At 49.3% G+C, this 20,789-nt stretch carries 24 protein-coding genes; 21 read left to right on the forward strand and 3 right to left on the reverse strand.

Features of this window, described 5'->3' with window-relative positions:
* Window positions 1–132: 132 nt before the first annotated feature.
* Window positions 133–606 (forward strand): hypothetical protein, encoded by a 474-nt coding sequence (locus JNUCC32_RS06975; protein WP_015735984.1) that lies wholly within the window; start codon window positions 133–135, stop codon window positions 604–606.
* Between the two features lie 95 nt (window positions 607–701).
* Here JNUCC32_RS06975 and JNUCC32_RS06980 read toward each other — a convergent pair whose 3' ends face one another.
* A complete protein-coding gene (locus tag JNUCC32_RS06980; protein WP_430623452.1) occupies window positions 702–1,688 on the reverse strand; it encodes a DNA-3-methyladenine glycosylase family protein in 987 nt (328 codons plus the stop codon).
* A gap of 147 nt (window positions 1,689–1,835) precedes the next feature.
* On the opposite strand from JNUCC32_RS06980, the gene JNUCC32_RS06985 reads away from it, so the two are divergent.
* The 11 genes from JNUCC32_RS06985 (at window position 1,836) to JNUCC32_RS07035 (ending at window position 10,566) form a co-directional block, all read left to right on the forward strand.
* The gene (locus JNUCC32_RS06985; protein WP_192571467.1) at window positions 1,836–2,429 is read left to right on the forward strand and encodes a bifunctional transcriptional activator/DNA repair enzyme AdaA; all 594 of its coding nucleotides are present in this window, start codon (window positions 1,836–1,838) and stop codon (window positions 2,427–2,429) included.
* Window positions 2,419–2,964, forward strand: coding sequence for a methylated-DNA--[protein]-cysteine S-methyltransferase (locus JNUCC32_RS06990; RefSeq protein WP_192571468.1), 546 nt, complete (start codon window positions 2,419–2,421; stop codon window positions 2,962–2,964). The genes JNUCC32_RS06985 and JNUCC32_RS06990 overlap by 11 nt, the downstream gene beginning before the upstream one ends.
* Entirely contained in the window at window positions 2,957–3,670 is a 714-nt protein-coding gene (locus JNUCC32_RS06995) for a 2OG-Fe(II) oxygenase (RefSeq protein ID WP_192571469.1), read from the forward strand. Before JNUCC32_RS06990 ends, JNUCC32_RS06995 begins: the two co-directional genes overlap by 8 nt.
* An 84-nt stretch (window positions 3,671–3,754) precedes the next feature.
* Window positions 3,755–4,573, forward strand: coding sequence for an SPL family radical SAM protein (locus JNUCC32_RS07000; protein WP_192571470.1), 819 nt, complete (start codon window positions 3,755–3,757; stop codon window positions 4,571–4,573).
* A 172-nt stretch (window positions 4,574–4,745) separates the two neighbouring features.
* Entirely contained in the window at window positions 4,746–5,510 is a 765-nt protein-coding gene (locus tag JNUCC32_RS07005) for an SDR family NAD(P)-dependent oxidoreductase (RefSeq protein ID WP_192571471.1), read from the forward strand.
* A 139-nt stretch (window positions 5,511–5,649) separates the two neighbouring features.
* On the forward strand, window positions 5,650–5,964 hold the full coding sequence (locus JNUCC32_RS07010) for a hypothetical protein (RefSeq protein ID WP_192571472.1): 315 nt from the start codon (window positions 5,650–5,652) through the stop codon (window positions 5,962–5,964).
* A gap of 105 nt (window positions 5,965–6,069) precedes the next feature.
* On the forward strand, window positions 6,070–6,666 hold the full coding sequence (locus JNUCC32_RS07015; RefSeq protein WP_192571473.1) for an HAD-IA family hydrolase: 597 nt from the start codon (window positions 6,070–6,072) through the stop codon (window positions 6,664–6,666).
* Between the two features lie 66 nt (window positions 6,667–6,732).
* Window positions 6,733–7,605 carry a hypothetical protein gene (locus tag JNUCC32_RS07020; RefSeq protein WP_192571474.1) on the forward strand — a complete coding sequence of 291 codons (873 nt, stop codon included), beginning with the start codon at window positions 6,733–6,735 and terminating at the stop codon, window positions 7,603–7,605.
* Window positions 7,606–7,641: 36 nt separating this feature from the next.
* Complete coding sequence (locus JNUCC32_RS07025) at window positions 7,642–8,214, forward strand: P-loop nucleotide/nucleoside kinase family protein (protein WP_192571475.1); 573 nt, start codon at window positions 7,642–7,644, stop codon at window positions 8,212–8,214.
* Between the two features lie 52 nt (window positions 8,215–8,266).
* Window positions 8,267–8,806, forward strand: a complete 540-nt coding sequence (locus tag JNUCC32_RS07030; RefSeq protein WP_192571476.1) for a hypothetical protein — start codon at window positions 8,267–8,269, stop codon at window positions 8,804–8,806.
* Window positions 8,807–9,102: 296 nt separating this feature from the next.
* Window positions 9,103–10,566, forward strand: coding sequence for a chitinase (locus JNUCC32_RS07035; RefSeq protein ID WP_192571477.1), 1,464 nt, complete (start codon window positions 9,103–9,105; stop codon window positions 10,564–10,566).
* Between the two features lie 410 nt (window positions 10,567–10,976).
* On the opposite strand, the gene JNUCC32_RS07040 is transcribed toward JNUCC32_RS07035, so the two are convergent.
* Window positions 10,977–13,373, reverse strand: coding sequence for an Ig-like domain-containing protein (locus JNUCC32_RS07040; protein ID WP_192571478.1), 2,397 nt, complete (start codon window positions 13,371–13,373; stop codon window positions 10,977–10,979).
* A gap of 351 nt (window positions 13,374–13,724) precedes the next feature.
* Here JNUCC32_RS07040 and JNUCC32_RS07045 point away from each other — a divergent pair, with 351 nt between their 5' ends.
* From JNUCC32_RS07045 to JNUCC32_RS07080, 8 genes are all read left to right on the forward strand, one after another.
* Window positions 13,725–14,369: a YkoP family protein gene (locus JNUCC32_RS07045; protein ID WP_430623453.1), complete on the forward strand. Its 645-nt coding sequence runs from the start codon at window positions 13,725–13,727 to the stop codon at window positions 14,367–14,369.
* 78 nt (window positions 14,370–14,447) lie between these two features.
* Window positions 14,448–15,719 carry an alcohol acetyltransferase gene (locus tag JNUCC32_RS07050; protein WP_192571479.1) on the forward strand — a complete coding sequence of 424 codons (1,272 nt, stop codon included), beginning with the start codon at window positions 14,448–14,450 and terminating at the stop codon, window positions 15,717–15,719.
* The gene (locus JNUCC32_RS07055; RefSeq protein WP_192571480.1) at window positions 15,716–16,396 is read left to right on the forward strand and encodes a DUF6320 domain-containing protein; all 681 of its coding nucleotides are present in this window, start codon (window positions 15,716–15,718) and stop codon (window positions 16,394–16,396) included. The genes JNUCC32_RS07050 and JNUCC32_RS07055 overlap by 4 nt, the downstream gene beginning before the upstream one ends.
* A gap of 15 nt (window positions 16,397–16,411) precedes the next feature.
* The gene (locus JNUCC32_RS07060; protein WP_096774240.1) at window positions 16,412–17,011 is read left to right on the forward strand and encodes a GNAT family N-acetyltransferase; all 600 of its coding nucleotides are present in this window, start codon (window positions 16,412–16,414) and stop codon (window positions 17,009–17,011) included.
* A gap of 229 nt (window positions 17,012–17,240) precedes the next feature.
* Entirely contained in the window at window positions 17,241–17,873 is a 633-nt protein-coding gene (locus JNUCC32_RS07065; RefSeq protein WP_228468983.1) for a hypothetical protein, read from the forward strand.
* Window positions 17,874–17,900: 27 nt separating this feature from the next.
* The gene (locus JNUCC32_RS07070) at window positions 17,901–18,428 is read left to right on the forward strand and encodes a hypothetical protein (RefSeq protein WP_192571482.1); all 528 of its coding nucleotides are present in this window, start codon (window positions 17,901–17,903) and stop codon (window positions 18,426–18,428) included.
* A gap of 11 nt (window positions 18,429–18,439) precedes the next feature.
* The gene (locus tag JNUCC32_RS07075) at window positions 18,440–18,979 is read left to right on the forward strand and encodes a redoxin family protein (RefSeq protein WP_192571483.1); all 540 of its coding nucleotides are present in this window, start codon (window positions 18,440–18,442) and stop codon (window positions 18,977–18,979) included.
* Between the two features lie 14 nt (window positions 18,980–18,993).
* Complete coding sequence (locus JNUCC32_RS07080; RefSeq protein WP_096774236.1) at window positions 18,994–19,464, forward strand: hypothetical protein; 471 nt, start codon at window positions 18,994–18,996, stop codon at window positions 19,462–19,464.
* A gap of 39 nt (window positions 19,465–19,503) precedes the next feature.
* Here the strand turns inward: JNUCC32_RS07080 and JNUCC32_RS07085 are convergent, their stop codons facing one another.
* A complete protein-coding gene (locus JNUCC32_RS07085) occupies window positions 19,504–19,866 on the reverse strand; it encodes a helix-turn-helix domain-containing protein (protein ID WP_192571484.1) in 363 nt (120 codons plus the stop codon).
* A gap of 168 nt (window positions 19,867–20,034) precedes the next feature.
* Between JNUCC32_RS07085 and JNUCC32_RS07090 the strand changes: the two genes are divergently transcribed.
* Window positions 20,035–20,436: a NusG domain II-containing protein gene (locus tag JNUCC32_RS07090; RefSeq protein WP_096774234.1), complete on the forward strand. Its 402-nt coding sequence runs from the start codon at window positions 20,035–20,037 to the stop codon at window positions 20,434–20,436.
* Window positions 20,437–20,789: the final 353 nt, after the last annotated feature.

Here is a 20,789-nt window from a genome sequence, read left to right on the forward strand (position 1 = left end):
ATAGCTGATACGCAAAGGTCAGTATATAATATGTGCTAGTTTGTACCGTACAGATGGCAAGAAGTGTATTTAACAACTGAAACTCTGCTGATTCCGTACGGACACGAAACTATACATAAGGGAGAAATGGACATGAAAAGAAAAGGTTGGCTAATCGCATTTGCAGCGGCATTATTGTTAACGCTTATCGTAGTACCGGTTCAGCAGTCTTTTAGCGCAGAGGGCAATCCGACGGCAACGGCCATTACGCAGAGCGCCCTGAACAATCAGTTCCACTTGGATCACGTCGTGAAGATTTACGTGCCTTCCACCGTAAAGGGGGATATTCCCATCACGGATGCGGCTCACCAAAAGTTTGTCGATCAAGCGTTGACGAAGCTGTCCGGCTGGTTTGGCGGGGCAACGGCAATACCGGGCGAAGGGGCTTGGGTGGATAACAACAAAACCTTGATCAAGGAAAAAGTAACCATCGTGTACGCTTTTGCCGAGAAACTCGACAAGGATTCGCTCAATCAAGTGGTAGACTATGCGAAGAAACTCAAGGATGATCTTTCGCAATCTGCCATTTCGCTTGAGGTTGACGGTAAACTGTATTTCATTGAATAGCAGTCTCCGATCCATGAAGTGATCATAGGGGAGGTCTCCCAGCTGTCTGTTGTATGGCAGAAGAGGGAGACGTCCTCTTTATTATGTTGGACTTGTTAGTAGAGAAACCTCCACAGATAAAAAGTGGCGTAAGATTCCCAGTTCGCCCATCCTGCGGACAGCTCCAGAATCTCCCTCTTCGACGGTTTCGCCTCTAGGCCCAGCAGATGTTTGATGGCATTATGCAGTCCCACATCATCGATGGGAAAAGCCGCCGGCATTCGCAAACAGCGCATCAGCACATAATTGGCCGTCCACGGTCCGATGCCGCGGATGCCGACCAGTTGTTTCTCCGCTTTCTTTAAGCCGCCAGCTTCCAGCAGCAGTTCTTTCGTTAATTTTCCATCCGTCATAAGCTCAGCTACTCCGAGGAGATACTCGCATTTTTTCACGGTCATCCGAAGTCCACCAAGATCTTCAACACGCAGCGGCGCGATGTCCTCAGGCCTTGGAAACATCCAGTAAACCTCGCCTTCACACTCGATGCGTCTGCCGAAGGCCTCGACGAAACGCCTTTTTAGCGTATACGCGTAAGCCAGGTTAATCTGCTGTCCCAGAATGCCCCAGCATAAAGCCTCGAACAGATCGGGAATGCCCATGTTGCGAAGCCCGTAGAAGGACTGTACGGCTTGACTGAGCAGGGGATCGGTCTCGGCCATCGAATAGAACGGCACTAAATCGGTGTTTAGATCGAACCAGTCCCGGACATAAATGGCTACCTCCGCCCGCTTGCTTGGTTCGGTCGGGGTGGTATTCCCCAAAAATCGAACCAGGATCGCTTGCTCTTGATTCCTGGCGCTGACTTCGATCACGGCAACGTCATCTTCAAGCGGGATCGCCCGGTAGATGCTGTCGTTCCGAATCGTAAAGAGACATTCATTCGGCGATCTTTGCAAATAATTGAGGTTCTCCTGAAAGCTGAATTCCTTCGGCACGAATAGCTTTAGCGTATGGATATGATCCTCCCAGCTGTCCTTGGGAAGCCGTTGTTGTTGTTCCATGGTATACGGCTTGTCGCCGCGATTGTGGTCCGGTTCATGCATGATCATCGTTTCCTTTCGTTCCTGATCTACTCTATACTAGTTGTACCATAAACGCGGACCTCATAATTTTGTTATCTTGCTCTTATATTCCAAAAAGCGTACAACCGGATCTTCCTGTGGTTATAATGTTAGCGGAGGTGAGGAAAGGTGGCAAACCGGATACAACCGACCGAAGCCCAGTGGAAAGCCATTATCGACAATGACAAGGACAGTGACGGCCAATTTTTCTACGCGGTGCAGACGACGAAAATCTTCTGCAGGCCATCCTGCAAATCCAGGCCCCCGAAATTTGAAAATGTGCGCGTGTTTCGATCGGCGGATGAAGCGAGGGCCGAACGCTTCCGGCCATGCAAAAGGTGCAAGCCGACCGGCGAGCGCCTGCCGGACCACGAATGGATCGAACTCGTTGCCGAGTATATCGATGCGCATTATACGGATCATTTGACGCTGGATGTCTTGGCGGATGTAAGCCACGGCAGTCCGTACCATCTGCACCGGATTTTTAAGCGGGTCAAAGGGCAGACTCCGATGGAATACATTCAGGATTACCGGATCGGCAAGGCCAAAGAGCTTCTTGCGAATACCAGCCTGGCTATTTCGGATGTCGGCCATCAAGTGGGCATAGAGAACACGGCTTATTTTATCACGCTGTTTAAGAAAAAGACGGGAATGACCCCCCTAAGCTATCGAGGGCAATATATGAACAATACGAGTGCGGAGGTGCATAATCATGAAATCTAATCATTCGATCATTAGCTGGACACGATTGCGGCATGATGACTGGAACATAGATATCGCGGCCACGCCGCAAGGTTTATGTTATATCGGATCACCGGATAAACCGTTCAAAGAGCTGGAGGAATGGGTGAACGCGAAATTTCCTGGCTGTGAACTATTCCAGAATGATGAGGGCATGCAGCCATATGCCGCCGAGCTGGCGGACTATTTTCAGGGGAAACGGGAACGGTTTGAGTTCGCAATGGATTACAAGGGTACCGATTTCCAGATGGCGGTATGGAATGCACTGTGCCAGATCCCGTATGGGCAAACCTTCACGTACTCTGACATTGCGCACCAGATCGGCAAGCCGGCGGCTGTGCGTGCTGTTGGTGCGGCTATCGGGGCGAACCCGCTGCTTATCACCGTGCCTTGTCATCGGGTAATCGGCAAAAGCGGCGCATTGACGGGATATCGCGGGGGACTTGAAATGAAGACAAGATTGCTGCAATTGGAGCGAATGAACGTCTCCGTGAGGGAGACGAAGGAGTATGCCTAATCCTTTGCTGCAGCGCATAAAGAATCTGGATTGGCCTGCCGTACAGGCAGCTTTGGATGAACAGGGATATGCGGTCATTCCCAAGCTGCTCTTGCCCGAGGAATGCGCAGAGATCATAGGCACGTATACGGAAGAGCAGCGTTTTCGCAGCACGATCCAAATGGCCAGGCACCGGTTCGGACTGGGGGAGTACAAATATTATCAGGCGCCGCTTCCCGAAACGCTGCAGCAGCTTCGGGAAGGCTTGTATCCTGAACTTGCGCTGACGGCAAACCGCTGGTTGAACCGGCTAGGGCATGAAGAGAAGTATCCGGCAAGTCTGGATGAGTTTCTGGGGATGTGTCATGCCCAAGGTCAGGAGCGGTCAACGCCGCTGATTTTAAAATATGAAGAAGGCGGATATAATTGCCTGCATCAGGATTTGTACGGTGATGAGTTCTTTCCGTTCCAAGCGGTCTTTGTGCTGAATGAGAAGGAAGTCCATTACACGGGCGGGGAGTTTCTGCTGGTGGAGCAGCGGCCGCGGGCACAGAGCCGGGGACATGCGATCGCCTTGGATCAGGGAGCGGGACTGATCTTTCCGACCAACCATCGTCCGGTGCAGGGAACAAGGGGATATTACCGGACTACGCTCCGGCATGGCGTCAGCACGGTCACGTCGGGGACAAGATACAGCCTGGGGATTATTTTTCATGACGCGAAGTAAAGGAGCTGGATGCGCATTCACTCATTCGTAATGTAAGGAGGGAAGTCGTATAATAGAAGAAAGTATAGGAATGAGGTGTCCCAGGTGAAACATGAAGTGCTTTATAAAACGCCGAAGACCCTGCTCAATAAAGGAACCGGTTTCCTGAATGGATACAGCCATACCTTGAATCCGTATACAGGATGTACCTTCGCTTGCTCCTACTGCTACGTCCGGCAAATGCCGGTTTCGATATTCCGAAATCAGGAATGGGGAAGTTGGGTTGACGTTAAGCTCGAATCTGCTGCCATTCTGCGTAAAGAACTGAAGCGTGCCAAGTCCAAGGGGCCCGTCACGATCTTCATGTCATCCAGTACCGATCCCTATCAGCCGATTGAGGCCAAGGAAGAAGTGACCCGTGCCTTGCTGGAGGCCATGGTTAGCGAGCCGCCGGATTTCCTGCTGGTGCAGACGCGCAGTCCGTTGGTCCGACGGGATATCGATTTGCTGCAGCAGTTAGGAGCACGCGTGCGGGTAAGCATGACGGTCGAGACCGATCGAGAGGATATTCGCAAGCATTTTACGCCTTCCGCTCCGCCGATCCAAGCCAGATTGAAAAGCCTTGAGCTGCTAAGAGACGCAGGAATACCAACGCAAGCAGCGATTGCTCCCGTCCTTCCAAGCACGGAGGCATTTCCTCAGATCCTCAGGCCGCTCGTCAATCGCGTGTGCATCGACGATTATTTCATGGGGGACGGCAGCGGAGGCAAACGTACGAGACGGCTGCCCGTTCAGGCGTTGTACGAGAAGCTTGATCTGGAAGAATGGTATGATCCCGCCGCATATCAGGTGGTCTACGATCGATTCAACAGGGCGTTTCCGCAAGAGCAGCTATTTGTCAGTCAGAAGGGTTTTGAACCTTAAACGTTAGATGGCTCGTCTAGCAGATGAGCGCTTGCTGTGTAAGATGTTAAATGAAAGAGTTTAAAGGTAAGGACCGGGAGATAGCTTCCGGTCTTTTTATCATGCCGAGCAGTAGATGATTATGGTATGATAGGCGAAAATCACCAGTCAAACGTAGAGGAGCGAATGAACAATGAAGTTGGATTTGACGGATCAAATTGCGTTAGTCACCGGTGCTGCGGGCCAATTGGGCCGGGTCATGGTCCGAACCTTGGCGGAATGCGGCGCAGATGTGGTTATCCATTATCGGGGAAGCTTAGCCAAGGCGGAAGAGCTTCAGCGCGAGGTGGAGTCGATGGGCAGACGCGCGTACACGGTGCAAGCCGACGTGACGGATCAAGCATCCGTGAATGCCATGCGGGATGCAGTGCTTGAACACTTTGGCATGCTGCCTCATATCATCGTTGCGAATGCCGTGGAATCCTATCAATGGACGTCTGTCTTGGAGCAAGCGCCGGAAGATTACGAGAGCCAGTTCCAATCCTGCGTCATGCAAAGCGTCTACCTGGCAAAAGCCTTCGTGCCTGCCATGATCGAGCGAAAGAGCGGCCGCTTCATCGGCATCAATACCGAATGTTCGATCCAGAACTTTCCGAGTCAATCCGCCTACGTAGCTGGCAAGCGCGGCATGGACGGCGTATACCGCGTACTCGCGAAAGAAATCGGCGAGCATGGGATCACCGTCAATCAAGTCGCGCCCGGCTGGACGATCAGCGACCGCGATCGGGAGAACGGTACCGAGCATAGCGCCTCCTACGAAGCTTCCGTGCCCCTGAAACGCCGCGGAACGGACCAGGAGATTGCCAATGCCGTGGCATTCCTGGCCTCGGATTTGTCATCATTTATCACAGGGGCTTATATTCCGGTATGCGGCGGCAATGTGATGGTGGGGATTTAGCGGTTCGACCCATGGATTGAAAGTGTGAAACGTCCACGAACTTCGGATTCGCATTGCGATTAAGGACAGGCGAAGTTCGTGGAGGTGGCTTTAATTTAAAGTAGCTCCTAATGAACCTCATACGAAAGGAGCGGTTGCAATGGAGATTAAAAATACATATATACCTAAGTTAATTAGCTGGCAATTTGATGACGAAGTAGTTGATGACCCAGATGAGTGGAACTGGATAGAGATCACTATGGTTTTCAGTGATGGCTCTAAAAGATGGAGTATTTTGTATACGCCGGAAAGGTTACTGAATAATTTGAATAGGGCAAATATTGACCCACCAGGGCTTCATATCAAACATATGATTATAGTTAGAAGCTATCAAAGAAGCGATATACAAAGAGTGCTTGAAGAACTGGATAACCATCAGGAATTAATCGAGGCATCAAAGGCATACGATTGTTAGTTTGGGAAGTCGGCAATGACGACTAGTGTTTATGCGGACGGTCCCTCGTAAACACGAATACATAGATGATCTCAGGAATTCAGTAAGATAGAAGGAGACGAGACAATGACGGCAAAGCCACAACTGGTATTGGATTTAGCTGGCGTATTGGTGAGTAATTTTTCATCTGCTTTTTGGCTTACATTAGCGGAGGGCTCCGAAATCTCGTTTCAAGATATCAGGGTACAATTTGATGAGGTTCGTAGAGACTTATGGACAGGAAAGATGAAGGAAGATGAGTTTTGGGGATGGATGAGCCTGCGAATGAAGCAAATCAACAAAGAGGAAGCCAGGGAGTTAATAACTCAATCGTTGCAACCGCTTCCTGGATTAAATCACTTGGCGCAATGGAGCGAAATCGCGGATATCCATGTACTAAGCAATCATTGCAAGGAATGGCTGGAGCCGATTTTAGAAAAAGTAGAACCTTATGCTAGGAGCATTACCATTTCGAATCAAGTCGGTTTGAGGAAACCTGATCTGCAAATTTATAAACATGTTGTGAAACAATTCGAACGTTCAGAACTGACGGTTGTTTATGTTGATGATCAGGAAAAGAACCTGAAACCGGCTATCGACCTTGGATGGAAAACCTTGCTGGCCGATCAAGAGCATAAATGGATAGAACAAGTGGGACCTATGTTGGTGACAAACGTCTTGTAAGTCAGCCGAGAACCACTGGAAAAAATGATATCGGAAATGTAGTCAATGAAAAGTGAGGAATTCTAAATGTTTGGACGAGGGAATCAAAAGTACCCTATACCCGCAACGCTGCTCAAGTTGAAAGAAATGAATGAGCAAATCGTACATGATCTCGAGGTGGAACTTGACGATATTCTGGAAATCTATATGGATTATGATCTTAACAATCAAGACGCCGAATTTGCATACAGCGGCCATCCGTTGGATGTAATTCCATTTGCCTTTACCGCTTTTGGAGGCGAGCATTTCGGATTTTTGACCGATTTTGGATCGGTGACTGATCTCGAGGATGCCCCTGTCGTGTTTGTCCAAGCTTTACCATCAGAGGAGTTTCATGTCACTCTAATTGCGAGAAACATAAGGGATTACCTGGGTTTATTTTTAACCTATAAATGTATGATAAATATGTTTTCCACGGTTAATGAACCAAGTCAAGAACCGAGTGCTGTTGAAACGCACCCTCATTTATCAGCCGTAGAAGCCAAACTTATTCATGAGTTGGGAATCCAAAAGATAGAACCGGTTTCTTACCGTCAGAACATGCTGAGGGAGCGTTCCAAAGAAGTTGTGCAAACCATAAACGGAATCGGCGTAAAACGAATGACTGCGCGTGAGTTAGGACCAACCTTTAATGTGGAGGAATATGATAAATATGATGTATTGAACAATAAAGTGCGGGAGTTTTTTCAAGAGGCTTGCTTAGAGAATAAACTGGCCTGCATTGCAGATCTTCAAGAAGCGGGCATCTTGTTGACCCACACGTACGACCTAAATGAGTTTTTAATAAATGAACTGAGAGGGATGGGCTGCATTTATGAGTCGAGAATACTTGAATTAACAACGAAGTCTTACGATTTTTCGATGAGTAGCACACTTCATGAAATCATTCCAGAGATTTGAACGAAGCATCAAGCATGCAGGGAGGACGCCATGTAAATGATCATATTAATCAGCGGAAACAGCTGCACGGGAAAGACATATATGGCTCAACAATTACTTGAAAAGTATCACGTGCCTTATCTGTCCATCGATCATTTGAAAATGGGCTTGTACAGAGCAGACATGAACTGCGGTTTCACGCCGGTGGATTCAACCGAGCATATCGGTGCACAATTATGGCCGATCATCAAAGGGATCATCATGACAAACATTGAAAACAAGCAAAATCTAATCATTGAAGGCTGTTACATTTTGCCTCATCATCTGCAAGATTTTGAGCCGTCCTATTCACAACACATCATTTCCGTGTTCTTAGGATTCTCCACCTCGTACATCCGGCAGAATTTCCAATCCAACATCGTTCAACTCCGCAATGCTATCGAAGCGCGAATGTATCCTGAAGAGAGAACTGTTGCCGACTATACTCATGAGCATGATGTATTCCGTGAAAAGTGTGCGTCATCGAATGTCCCTTATTTTGAAATTCAAGAGAACTATGAAGAAGAAACCGCAAATATATATGCCTACATAGATCGTGAGAAGAAGAAACTCGAGTATGAACAGCGGTAATTAAAGTTTGGAACAAACCATAACATAGGTTGACGAAGAAAGGACAGTCGCCATGGATTTATATCTATATCATTATTATGATGCGGCAACAGGACCCTTTCAAAATCTATCCTCGTTATCCATCGAAGAAGCGTTGCAGGTACAGAGGAGACTCAAACAAAACAAAAATTGGTTTGCGAGTCAACGTGCGGATGATTATATGACCATCCGTCGCGATCTGGAAGCACGGGCTAGAGCTCTATTCAGGGCCAAAGGCGGCAAACCAACAAAAGAATATCCGCATTACATGACGCTTGGATCTTGCGAATGGATTAAGGAATGGTATCCGAATGGAAAAGAAATCAGGATTCTGCTGGATGATATGCAACCCGAAATGATGAGTTTCACTTATGGCGACTTATTTCCGACCATGCGGTATCAAGACGACAAGCCTTATAGAGGAAAGGTATATGTAAAAAACGAAATCCTTCAACTTGTAGACGAGTTTGGCTGGCCTCAAGATTGGAACAAAGACGGTCGTCATGGACCTGAGCGGTATATTGAAGTGCAGGTTTGGGACGATCGGGCACTCGGTCCTTTTATGAAATCCTAGATTGGATGAAATTGAAAAAATGAAATGTTCTGACCACAATTCGATTAAAACTCGACTTGTGGTTTTTCTTTTCACCAAATTGATCCTTTTGAGCTATTGATAATGATTAACATATAAAGTAAATTTTTTACATATCAATCAACTTACAAAATACGTAAAAGAATCAAAATTGAGTAAGAACAATGTATCGACATGGTTTTAAAAATTAACAAGATAGTTTTCATCAAGGAGGTGATGCCGGCTTACATCAAGATAGGCTAACGTTTAATTATCAATGATTGAGGAGGGATTAATGGATGAAAAGGGATTTATCCAGATTGCCGGACAAATCGAGAGTGATGTTATTGCCTTTAATGGTCGTCATGTCTATGATTATGAACTTTTTTCCCCTTGAAGTTTCTGCAGCAGAACGGGGCGCTTGGGCACCCAATGTATCTTATGTCGTTAACGACAACGTGACGTACGACGGGAAGGCGTATAAAGCTATTCAATCTCATACCTCATTACCCGGATGGGAACCACCCAATGTTCCTGCATTGTGGCAATTTGTTCAAGGTGGTGGAGGTAATGATACAGTAGCTCCGACAACTCCTACGAATGTAATTGTAAGCGCAATCACATCTTCAACCGTTACTTTATCCTGGCAAGCATCTACGGACAATGTAGGTGTGGCAGGATATGATGTATACCGAGGAACATCCCTTGCCATCTCTGTTACAGGAACGACAGCGACAATAACGGGTCTCTCACCGAACACGACATATTCTTTTAAGGTCATTGCGAAGAATGCTGCCGGGAACCTTTCTCCTGCCAGTGCGATCGTCAATGCCACCACTTCAGATGGAACGGGTGGGGGTCCCCAGCCGACGAAGCATATATTGACAGGGTACTGGCAGAACTTTGTCAATGGTGCCAGCAAATTGAAAGTTAGAGATATACCGGATCAGTACGACATCATTGTTTTAGCGTTTGCCGAGATGGATCCTGCTAACCCTGGTGGTGTCACTTTCAACGTTGATTCCGCACTATCCGCAGCTCTTGGCGGGTACACCAGTGCCGAACTAATCGCGGATATTCAGGCTAAACGCGCTCAAGGTAAGAAGATCATCATATCCATTGGAGGGGAATTAGGGAACATTAATTTGAATAATCCTTCCCCGAATGTAGCGAACTTTGTGAACAGCATGTACGGAATCATCACTCAATATGGGCTTGACGGGATAGACATTGATCTGGAGCATGGCATGAATGTACCTAATGTAACCAATGCGATCCGCCAACTAAAACAAAAAGTAGGAAATGATTTTGTTCTGACGATGGCTCCCCAAACGATAGACATGCAGAATCCAAACACTTCTTACATGCAGCTATATAACAATCTGAAGGATATGACTACCGTAATTAACGTCCAGTATTATAATTCTGGATGCATGTTAGGACGCGACGGGAAATGCTATTCCCAAGGCACGGTTGATTTCCTGACGGCTCTTTCGGACTTAACGCTGCAGTGGGTATCGCCTTCCCAATTGGGAATAGGAGTACCTGCTACCTCTTCAGCTGCCGGAGGTGGATATGTTTCTCCAGCGGTCGTAAATAATGCCCTCAATTGTCTAGCAACCGGAAACAGCTGTGGTAGTTATAAGCCTGTGGCTAAATACCCCGATATACGGGGAGCAATGACGTGGTCCATTAACTGGGATGCGACTACGAATTACGCGCTTGCCAAAACGGTGAGACCATTCCTAAACACCCTTCCTTAATACGCATGATATTTGTACAACTTAAGTAGATTTTATATAAAATAAGGAAACCTCTCCTAGATGAGTGGTGGTCTCAAACCATCATGATCACAGAGAGGTTTCTGTATGGATATCTAGCCTCAACGGAGCAGGCGGAATCATGCTGGAGAAGCAGAGAGGTCCCCTTTGTCCCCGGATTTCAACCATATAATAGGATCATAAGAAATCTGGGGGCAACAGGGATCGGAAGCATGATCCGCATGCGTAGTGCTGCATTGCCTAGTAAAGAAATGAAGCGACCGTTTACCCAGCAATATTTGAGGGAGAACGGTCATTCTTTGATGCAGACAGTGCAATAACAGCAATACGCCCCGGCCTAAAGCCAGGGCGCATCTTCTATCTGAATATAGCTTTGAAATACAAACTGAGTTTCACGGCTCCCATATCACCGTTGGATACGGGAGTTGGTCATAAGCACTTGCCCAGTAGTAGGAGTCCCCCATGATTCGCCTCGGCAGGAAGCCGATCTCGCCGCGGGATACGGTGACGAGCTCGGACTGCGATTGGAATATGCCCTCCGCACTCGTCGCGGCCGTAACGTATTTGCCTGCCATATGGGTGAATCGTCCGCTGATCTTGGCCGCAACAGGCATTCTTGTCTCCATATCGACCATCTTAAAAGTGACTTTGGCGATGCCGGCGGTGTAAGTGATGTTCATCTGGTCGATCACCATCGGTTTCATCGCAGACGGCATCGTTGATGCGGATGCAGCCAAACTGGGAGCTCCTTCATTGCCGCTGATATCGACTGCAGTGATTTTGTAATAATAGGTGGTGTCCGGCAGCAACCCTGTATCTTTATAAGAAAGTCCTTTCGAGGTTCCGGCGTAAGTAGCGGATCCAATCTCAAAGCCGGCTTCGGTCCCACGATAGATCCGGTATGCATTTACGGCACTGTTATCCATAGCCATATCGTAGGTTATATTGATCCGTTGATAATCAAATGCTTTAGCTGCTGCTCCGCTGACCGCGCTTGGCGGTTCATGGTCCGCAGGAGGCTGCCAGGTATAGCCGCCAGGTCCCCATTCGCTTGGAAAATCCAAGATTGAGGAGTAATGGTGGAGGGCAATGCCTCCAAACGCCGGGTCATTCTGAACAGCGTCGTACACCTTGTTTAACTCCGACTCCATATAAATTCGTCCTTCTTCATGGAAGCTGATGGTTTCGGGGTCCCCGCCATCCGCGATGTCTTTGGTCTCGACACCGATCACAACCGATTTTGGCTTGCCGATCAGATTAGCATAGGCCAGCTCATTCAGCGCTTGCGCGATAATGCCTGCACTGCCATCCGCCTGATCGCGGTAATTCATGATCGAGATGTAATCGGCGGTATCCTGAATGTGTTCAGACAGCCATTTGGTTTGCCCGTTCCACGGGATATTGCTCGCATCGGCCGAAGTGTCATACCATCTCGGGATCGCTGCGCCAACCGACAAGGTGAGTCCCGATGCTTGTTTGCGTTCCATGAGCAGCTGCAGCATATCCAGATACTGAATCTGGACGGAGGGCTTTGCGGTTTTGAAGTCCGGCAGGATATACGGCTCCGTATCCACGTTCACGCCGTCGAAGCGAGCGGAATCGCCGGAAGCCAGGTTGTAATTCAGGATTTGCTCAAACTCCCGCACGGCGTGAGTTTGATATCGGCTGTAGGCTCCGAAGTAAGGCGGCACGGTCCCCCCGGCGATTAAGGCTTGAACATAAAAACCCTCGGCGTGAGCCCATTCGACGAACTGTTGGACTTCGCTCCGGTAATCCTCCAACATTTTTGCTCCATTATATTGCCCCACAGCCAAATAGAGCGTCGTGATGGGACGTTGATGAAAAGTCGTAACATCCTTCGCCATAGAAGAGAGAACGGCTCGGGAATTCGGATTCAGGACCAGGGGATAGGAGGCATTCTCCCAGATCCAGATCGCACGATCCTGATCCGGCAGCGGTTCCGGTTCATACGTGCTGCTGGTCACCGTCTCAGGATTCGTCGCCGAGGGATTGTAAACATCACCCATTACATTAGCGAGATGTGGGTTGATATGATCATCCGACATATAAACGGTATTCGTAACCGCAGCGAAATCCTGATCTTGCTGAGCCGACGTCTGTCCCCCGGTTCTTGCATAGACCGTCAGACTATAACCTGTATTGCCGCGTGAATCGGTTGCCCTTGCCTCCAGACTGTGAATGTGGCGAGGGGATTGTCGTAGATCCAATGTATATTGATATCCGTTCTTGGCAGGGGAAACCTGCAGCCAGTCGCCGCCGTCGATGCGGAGCTCAACCAGCGCAATCGGATTCTTCCCTTCTGCGGAAATGTTGATTTTCATTTTGTTGCGCTGCAGCGTAGACTCGGTTGGGCTGGTAATCTCCACTTCCGGTGTATCAGCTGCAGGATTATCGATGTTCAAGTGAATCCAAGGAGACCAGATGCCATAACGCGTTATCGCGTCATTGCCTTTCAGGACCATTTCGACGGGGCCGTCAAGTCGGCTTGTGTCGAGTTTATAGGACCAGTTCCCGCTGTCATCGCCGTTTGGATCCTCCATCTGAACATCCGCCATGAACTCACCGTTCACGATGAGTTGAAGCTCATACACCCCGGAATAGGTTCCGAATAACTCCGTTACGCCTAGCTGTATTGCTTGCCCGTCCTGATGGGAGTCAATCGTAATGAACGCTGCCGCTTTAACCTGCGGCAATGGAACGCAGAGTGTAGTAAACAGAACGGCCGCCAGAAACAAAAGCCCGCACCTTCGTAAATGTGAAAGCATCATCTTAGTCACATCCTTGTCAGTTTTGATGTAAACCAAATGGACTCAACGGCAGCCATCATGATCGGAAGAGCCTAAAAATACCATGCTGCGCAAATTTAAAGCGCTTACTTTTTAAATATTACGAAAAAGATCGATTAGAACCGATGCCTGGCATGTGTCAGGTTATTTTTGTTGTGTTCGAATGGGCGTCCATTCAATCGACAAGAGCAGTTTGAAATGGACCTCCGCCTGGAGACCGAGTAAAACTCTATACCTGAGGCGGTGTGAACCTGCGCAGATCTCCATTAAGATGTGAGTAACGATTTTTTCCTGACTAATGATGGAATGTAATATTCATCAAAAAATGGGGTGTTGGATCTGCTGCAAAAATCATTTAAAACCATCATGCAGAGCACATGGATGATATGGGAGCGCTTCTTCAGCTTTATTTCCAGATTCCGCAGCTCGCATATCTCGCGCTTTGGCATATGCACGGTCATGATCAAGAAGCATCGGGGGGAGCGCATCGTCTGCGAGGATTCCACGGTCATTCAGGATGGGGATCTGGTAGGCGAGCTTCATTTGGATAATGAGACGGTGCTGAAGCTCATTCGAGCAGAAGGGCCGGACCGCGCGGCCCTGAAGATTGCGAGACTTGGAAGAAAATCCATGCAGCAGATTAGCCGGGCTTACGAAAGCCAGTCCGAGTTCAGCGAGGTTAACGCATTGGTCGGGATTACGCTGCTTCACCGGGGATTAACGCATGGACTTGGTTTTGAGCATCAAGCAATGAAACCGGATCTGTTCCAGAAGCTGACCACTTCCTATCTGCGCATGCTGTTGTCCGTGATGCACCCGGAGGGGAAGAGCCGCATCGATCGAAGAACCGAATTGCTCGTACCGATGAAGTTGATTCATACCCGATCCTCTTTAAGGAAGCGATTTTCGATGGGAGATCGGAGACAGCCACATGAAGAGGGGAACGCGGCCTTCGTATCGGCTGCGGTAGAAGGTTGAGTATAAGGGCGATATATCCATATAGTAGACCGGTATGCTGTTTAAACGGGAGAACATGAAGAAACGGGGAGAACGTACATGGAAGAATGGTATAAACTTGACCACGCGGGAAAGCTGTTCCCCGCGGTTGCGGGGAGGGAGAACTCATCCACCTACCGGCTGTCGATGATGCTGACAAGCCGGGTGAAACCATCGGTTTTGCAAGAGGCGCTCGATAGCGTGATTAAGAGATTTCCTCTACTCAATGTCGAGCTAAGAAACGGACTGTTCTGGAAATTTCTGCGGGAGAAGGAGACACGCTTGACGGTGGAGCCGGAATCCGCCTATCCCTGTGCCCCCGTTACTCTTTCGCATGAGAACGGAAGCTTGGTAAGGGTTCTGTATTACGGCAGCAAGATCAGCGTGGAAATTTTTCATGCTCTAACGGACGGAGGAGGGGCATTGGAGTTCCTCAAAACCTTGGTATTCCAGTATTTATCTCTGCTCGGCGAGGACGTGGAGGACAAGGAAGGCCTGATTCTGCCGCCCGCTTCATTTGCCCGATATGCTGAAGCTCAAGATAGCTTTCAAGCGCATTATACTTCGGCCACTCCCGACGCCAGGATGCAGGATGCACTTCAAATTCCGGGCACCCGTTTCTCGCCTTATGGACACAACGTCATACACGGGATGGTTCACGCATCGCGGCTGAATGCGGCAGCCAAGCAGAAGGGAGCAACCCTTACCGCTTACCTGACGGCAATTTTGATTATGGCGGTTTACGATACCACACTGCCTTTCAATAAGGATAACCGTCCGGTCGTGATCAGCATGCCGGTGAACCTGCGAAAAATGTTCCCTTCCAGCAGCCTCCGCAACTTTTTTGCGGTCATCAACATTGGCGTGCAACTAAAGGAAGGCATGACATTCGAGCAGGTGCTCGAAATCGTTCATGCACAGATGAAAGAGAAAACGACCAAGTCTTATTTAAGCCAAGCGATGGCCGGCAGCATGAAGTACGAAAAAAACCTGTTTTCCCGATTCACGCCGCTGAAATTAAAGGATCTGGCAATCCGTTACGGCTTTGACCATTTCGGGGAAGAAGCCAAAACGCTTACGCTTACCAACCTAGGTCGAGTCGACATTCCAGCTAGCATGGCCTCGCAAATCGAGGCGATGGAAACCACGATGTATCCCACAGCCAAAAGTCCCATGAACTGTGCCGTCAGCTCGATCAACGATCAGCTCACCATCACGTTTGCGCGAAATATCGTCGAAAGCGATGTGATCATGCGCTTTTTTCGCCAGCTTGCCAGCCTAAGCGATTTGGACATTACGATTGTCAGCAATGATTGGGGGATGGGCGCATGAGATGCGAAAACTGTGGCGTATCCGTAGATCCGGCGCATCAAGCGTGTCCCTTATGCCGCAGGAATGTGCAAGGTAAAGATGATAAGTACCTCGTAAGTAATTCATGGTATCCCGTCTATGAGGCTGCGGAGGAGCAGCATGCGAGCAGCAGTCTTGTATCCAAGTGGCTTACCTTTCTTGCGGTATCCGTCATGGTGATATCCGTCCTGATTAACCTACTTGGAAATCGCGAGGTATGGTGGAGTTTAACTCTCATACCCTGCGTGTTGTATGCGTGGCTGTCCATCAGGCATACCCTGATGTCCGGGTCGCATCTCGGCGGCAAAATTATCGTTCAGCTGCTCGGGCTGTCCGGTATGCTGCTGTGGATCAACGTGGCGTCGGGAACGTCTTACTGGTCGACCGGCTATGTCATTCCGTTCCTGATGATGGCGGCAACCTTGCTCATTACCGTTATATGCTGTTCGCGAAAAATGGGCTGGCGGGAGTTCGCAGGTTACTTATTAACTCTGATCCTTCTTGGTATCGTTCCCTTATTGCTGTATGCCGTTGGCATGTCGCATGTATTATGGACAGCCGTAGCTGCGGCGGTGTACGCCTTGCTGACATTCGGCGGGATGTGCCTGATTGCAGACAAGGGATTCCGCAAGGAAATGAAGCGCAGACTACATTTTTGACAGGAGGTAATCACGATGTGCGCGATCACGGTTAGAAGCATGGCCGATTACGAACGCGATGTTCGCGGCGAAGTGGCCGAGGTGTTTGTTAACGGGTATTATAAGGAGTTGTCTTATTTCACCCGAGACCGGAACATGCTGGAGAACGCCTTCCGGACGTTGTTCAGCCCGGAGGTGTTTTATGTGGCGGAGGTCCAGGGAATCATAGTCGGAATCTTGGCTTGTTCCCATAATGGGCAGCGGGCCATGCCGGTCGCGTTAGCCCCGCTTCAGGATGCTTTTGGAGGCAAGACGGGAGAGCTTGCATATAACGTCATGAAGGACGAATTCAACCCGGCATTGCCCTATGATGACGAGACCGGATATATCGAATGCGTGGCCACAACCGAAAAAGCACGCGGCAAAGGCGTATCAACCGCTTTGATGAAACACGTCATGACGGAGCTGCCATACAGGCGTTACGTTCTGGAAGTGACGGACAGCAACCAAACCGCGCTTCGATTATATCAGAAATTAGGATTTCGGGAGTTTAAGCGTATATCCGAGGACTCGGATGAGAAAGGCTTCAACGACCGGATTTATATGGAGTGGACCAAATCGGCTCCACGCGGTTAGGCAAGCGTGTTATGTTTTGGTTTTAATTAGAAAAAGTGAATAGCTTACAGAAAAACCGTCCACGGAGATCATCCAAGGACGGTTTCTTTTTTCTGGATAAGATAGCCACGGGCAAATATGCCCAAGCCATCGGAGATTCGTGCAAATAATCGACAGGCTATCGCTCATAAGATGAAGTGTTAAGGATTCATGTAACGGGATTGTGGGGAGGTGGCATGGCTTGTTGACGATGCTGCTCTTTATGTTTGCGGTCGGTGCCGCAATGGCCAGCGTGGATACCACCTGCGGACTGAACGTGCTAGGCAGCCTGGACAGCACGAAGGTCAGTAAATTCAAATATGCGCTGGTCTATATCGCGACCTGTACCCTTGGCGGCGCCGTAACGGGGCTTGCGGTCGGGGGCATCAATTATGTGCTGAAATTAACCCCCGCGGGCTTATATCAAAACTACGTCATCGTTGGGCTGTTGGTCGTGTTTCTGGTCTTGGAGTTGATTCAAAAATCGGGAATCCTGCCCTCCGGCAATTTCATCGTTCCCTCGGAATGGATCAAGGCTGCAGGGTATCGATCCGCGGCGTTATGGGGCCTGATTCTGGGCTTGGGTTTCATCACGCTGCAAGTGGGCGTCCTCTTTCATGCCTACATCGTGGTTTCCTTGTTTGCGGCTCCATGGTGGTTGAGCCTGCTGGCAGGCGCGACGTTTGGAATGGTTCGAGGCACCTTGTTCAGCCTTCCGCTGATGCGGTCCATCGTATACCGCATGCTTAAAAGAAGAGTATACAGCTTCACGCTGCTGACGGCGGTGCGGCTGACGGCTTCCATGCTGCTGATCATTGGAGCCATCATCTGCATCATCAGCTGATGATGCCAAAAAGGAGCATACAGGTCCATGTACGATGTTCTCGCGATATTCGTTACGCTTCCCATGCTATTGTCGGTGGCAAGTTATGCCTGGGGCCGTGCCTTCGGTGATCCGGATCCATTCCCCGGGGGAGCCGGGCTGCATGTGCTGCTCATTCTTCTGCAAATTTTGACGGTGACCTTGGTATACAGCTTTCCGTCGTTGATCAGCTTCCTGGGCATTTCCTTGCTCTATTTCATTCAAGGACTGGGCGTGGCTTATTTCATCCGAATAAAAGGAAGGGTAGACTGCGGCTGCTTCGGGCCTCAGATCAGCTCCAGGCTGGGGTTTCCGTTGATTGGGTTTAATCTGGCGATGGGCTTCGCAGGATTGGTTTGCAGCTCTTCCGCAAGGCTTGCGTTTCAACAGTCGTTCACGGTAACGGGTCTGCTTATGGAAGGGATGATATTGCTGGTTGCGCTGTTTGTAGTTGTAGGGGTGCCGGATGCCTTACACGCGATCCGAATATACCGCGAAATTGCCGCACCGCATATTTTAAAGATAAAAAGAAGGTAGAGGAGGCCGCGATGAACACGTTCTTCTGGTTCTCATATGCCATGCTGTGGATTTTGGTCGTGCCTTTGGTGATTCTGAATTTGGTCCTGTTCCGGCAGCTCGGGATTATGGTAATGGGCACCGCAAGAGGAGTGAATCAGTCCGGTATCCCGGTCGGCAACAAAATGCCCGGAGCCACAACGACAACCTTGCAAGGAGCCGAGTGGTCCACCAGCGAGCTGATTGGCACGCCGTCCCTTATGCTGTTCGGATCACCGACGTGCAAGGAATGCGCCGAGATCCTGCCGGATTTTCAGCGGATCGCCATGATGAATAACGTGAAACCGATCCTGCTGTTATTTTCGTCCGCGGATTTGGCTTCGGATTATGTCCGCAAAATAGCATATGACGATGAGGTGTTGATCGTAAGCTCGGAGTTCGCAAATCACTTGGATGTACAGGTCACGCCTTACGCCTATGCGGTGGATACAAACGGCATCATCCGGCATAAGGGTCTGGTCAACAGCCGGGAACAGCTTGAAGCGTATGCGAAAGCATCAAGAGTTTCCTAAGACGAGGTGAGAGCATGTGGAGGAAGCCGGAGAGCAAGGACGAAGAGACGCAGGTGCTGATCAGCCGGGTTACCCGGAAAATGAACCGCAAGACGCTCCTGAATAAAGTCGCGCAAAGGACGGCCGAGGCGCTCGCCAAAGTGTTGGTACGGCCCAACGATGACGATATTCTCAAACACGCGTTTGCCGCGGGGCCCTGCAGACCTCCGCACGGACAATATTGCACGGGCTGCGGCGCAGATGCCTCCTGCCCGTCCGATTATATCATTTGCACGCCAAAGACGGTGATCAACGATTGCAAGGGCTTATGTCCTTATCCTTCCGGGTGGTGGTATACAAGCGATCCGGTGGGACATCGGGCCAAGTGTCAGGATTGCATCTCGCAATACGTACATCCTTATGTCGGACGGGACTGGTGTTACCAGGGGGCCAGGGTCTATGGGCGGTATGTAATCTGTGCATGCCGTTCAACGGAAATGTATTGATCGAAGAATGAGGCATGCATAGAATACCCATCCCGTCGATCAGAACCGTACGGACAGGTTCCGTCGGCTGAAACCCTCGTGTTTGGTACAGCCCTGTCGATAAGCCGACATCCCCGTGATCTGGCGGAAACGGCGACTGAAGCAGTACTCATCCGTGTATCCCACTTCTTGGGCAATGGATCGCATCGGCTCATTTTTCCGTAGCAGAAGTTCTTTGACACGGTTAATACGCAAATCGGTTACGTAATGCAATGGTTTCTTCCCTGTGAGTTCCTGAAATATAGGCGTGAAACGCCAGGTCGAAGATAATCGAGCCATGTGCGCCAGCTGTTTTACCGTCAAATCAGGATCCATGTAATGCTCGTCTACATAGTGAAGGACGTTTTCAAAGGTTTGTGCCAAGGTCGCGATTGGCCGTCCTGAATATTTTGCTGGAGCAAAACAGTCATCAATTCATAAAACCGGGCAGCCGTTTAACCCGGATAGCGAATGTGACAAAACTCATTTCCACGGCTTCGAGCATCGTTCATACTTGGGTTCCGAAGACTTTGCACGTCGGGAGGGAGCACCTTGTCCAGAATAAGACGCGGGGATATGATTTTGTTCGCCATCATCCTGATCCTTGGATCCTTCACGGGGCTGCAATGGTGGAAGCATAGTCACGTGGAATATCAGCAGGGTCAGCTTCAGGCGCTGATCACGGTGAATGGCAAAGAATACGAAACCGTCCCGCTGAACGGGGACGAACGCATCATCGACATTAAGACCAAGTTTGGACACAATACATTGAAAGTTTATGACTACGGGATCCAGATGATATATTCGGATGCTCCGAAGCGAATCGCGCTGGACATGGGTTTTATCTCGGAACCTTATCAACAGATTATTTGTGTGCCGACCAGAGTGGTGGTAGAGGTGCTGGTACCTGAGCATGAACGGAACGAGTCCGAACTGGATGCCGTGGTGAGCTAGGCTCAGGGAGAAGAGTAAGTATCATAGGCTTAAATGAAAGAACCGGGTTTTGAACCGGTTCTTTTTGTTGTTTAGGACATCTGGTATGAATGCAAGGATAGCGTAACTTTGTCGCAGAAAAGACAGTTATAATAAATGAAGGGATAAAGTTGCGTAACCACGTGCTTCCGGGGCATAAGATCCGTAGATCTTAGGTCGACGGGATGCCCAGTCGCAGAGTAAAGGTGGGGAGTTAACATGGAGCTGGTCGCACTGATACTAGTTGTGGGCTTTTTGTTCGTTGTGGTATATTTGAGGGCAATTTGGAACGTGTTGCTGGACATTCGAAACGAGTTAAGAAGTGATGGCGACAG

The sequence above is a fragment of the Paenibacillus sp. JNUCC32 genome (genome assembly GCF_014863545.1).
Taxonomy (GTDB): domain Bacteria; phylum Bacillota; class Bacilli; order Paenibacillales; family Paenibacillaceae; genus Paenibacillus_AQ; species Paenibacillus_AQ lautus_A.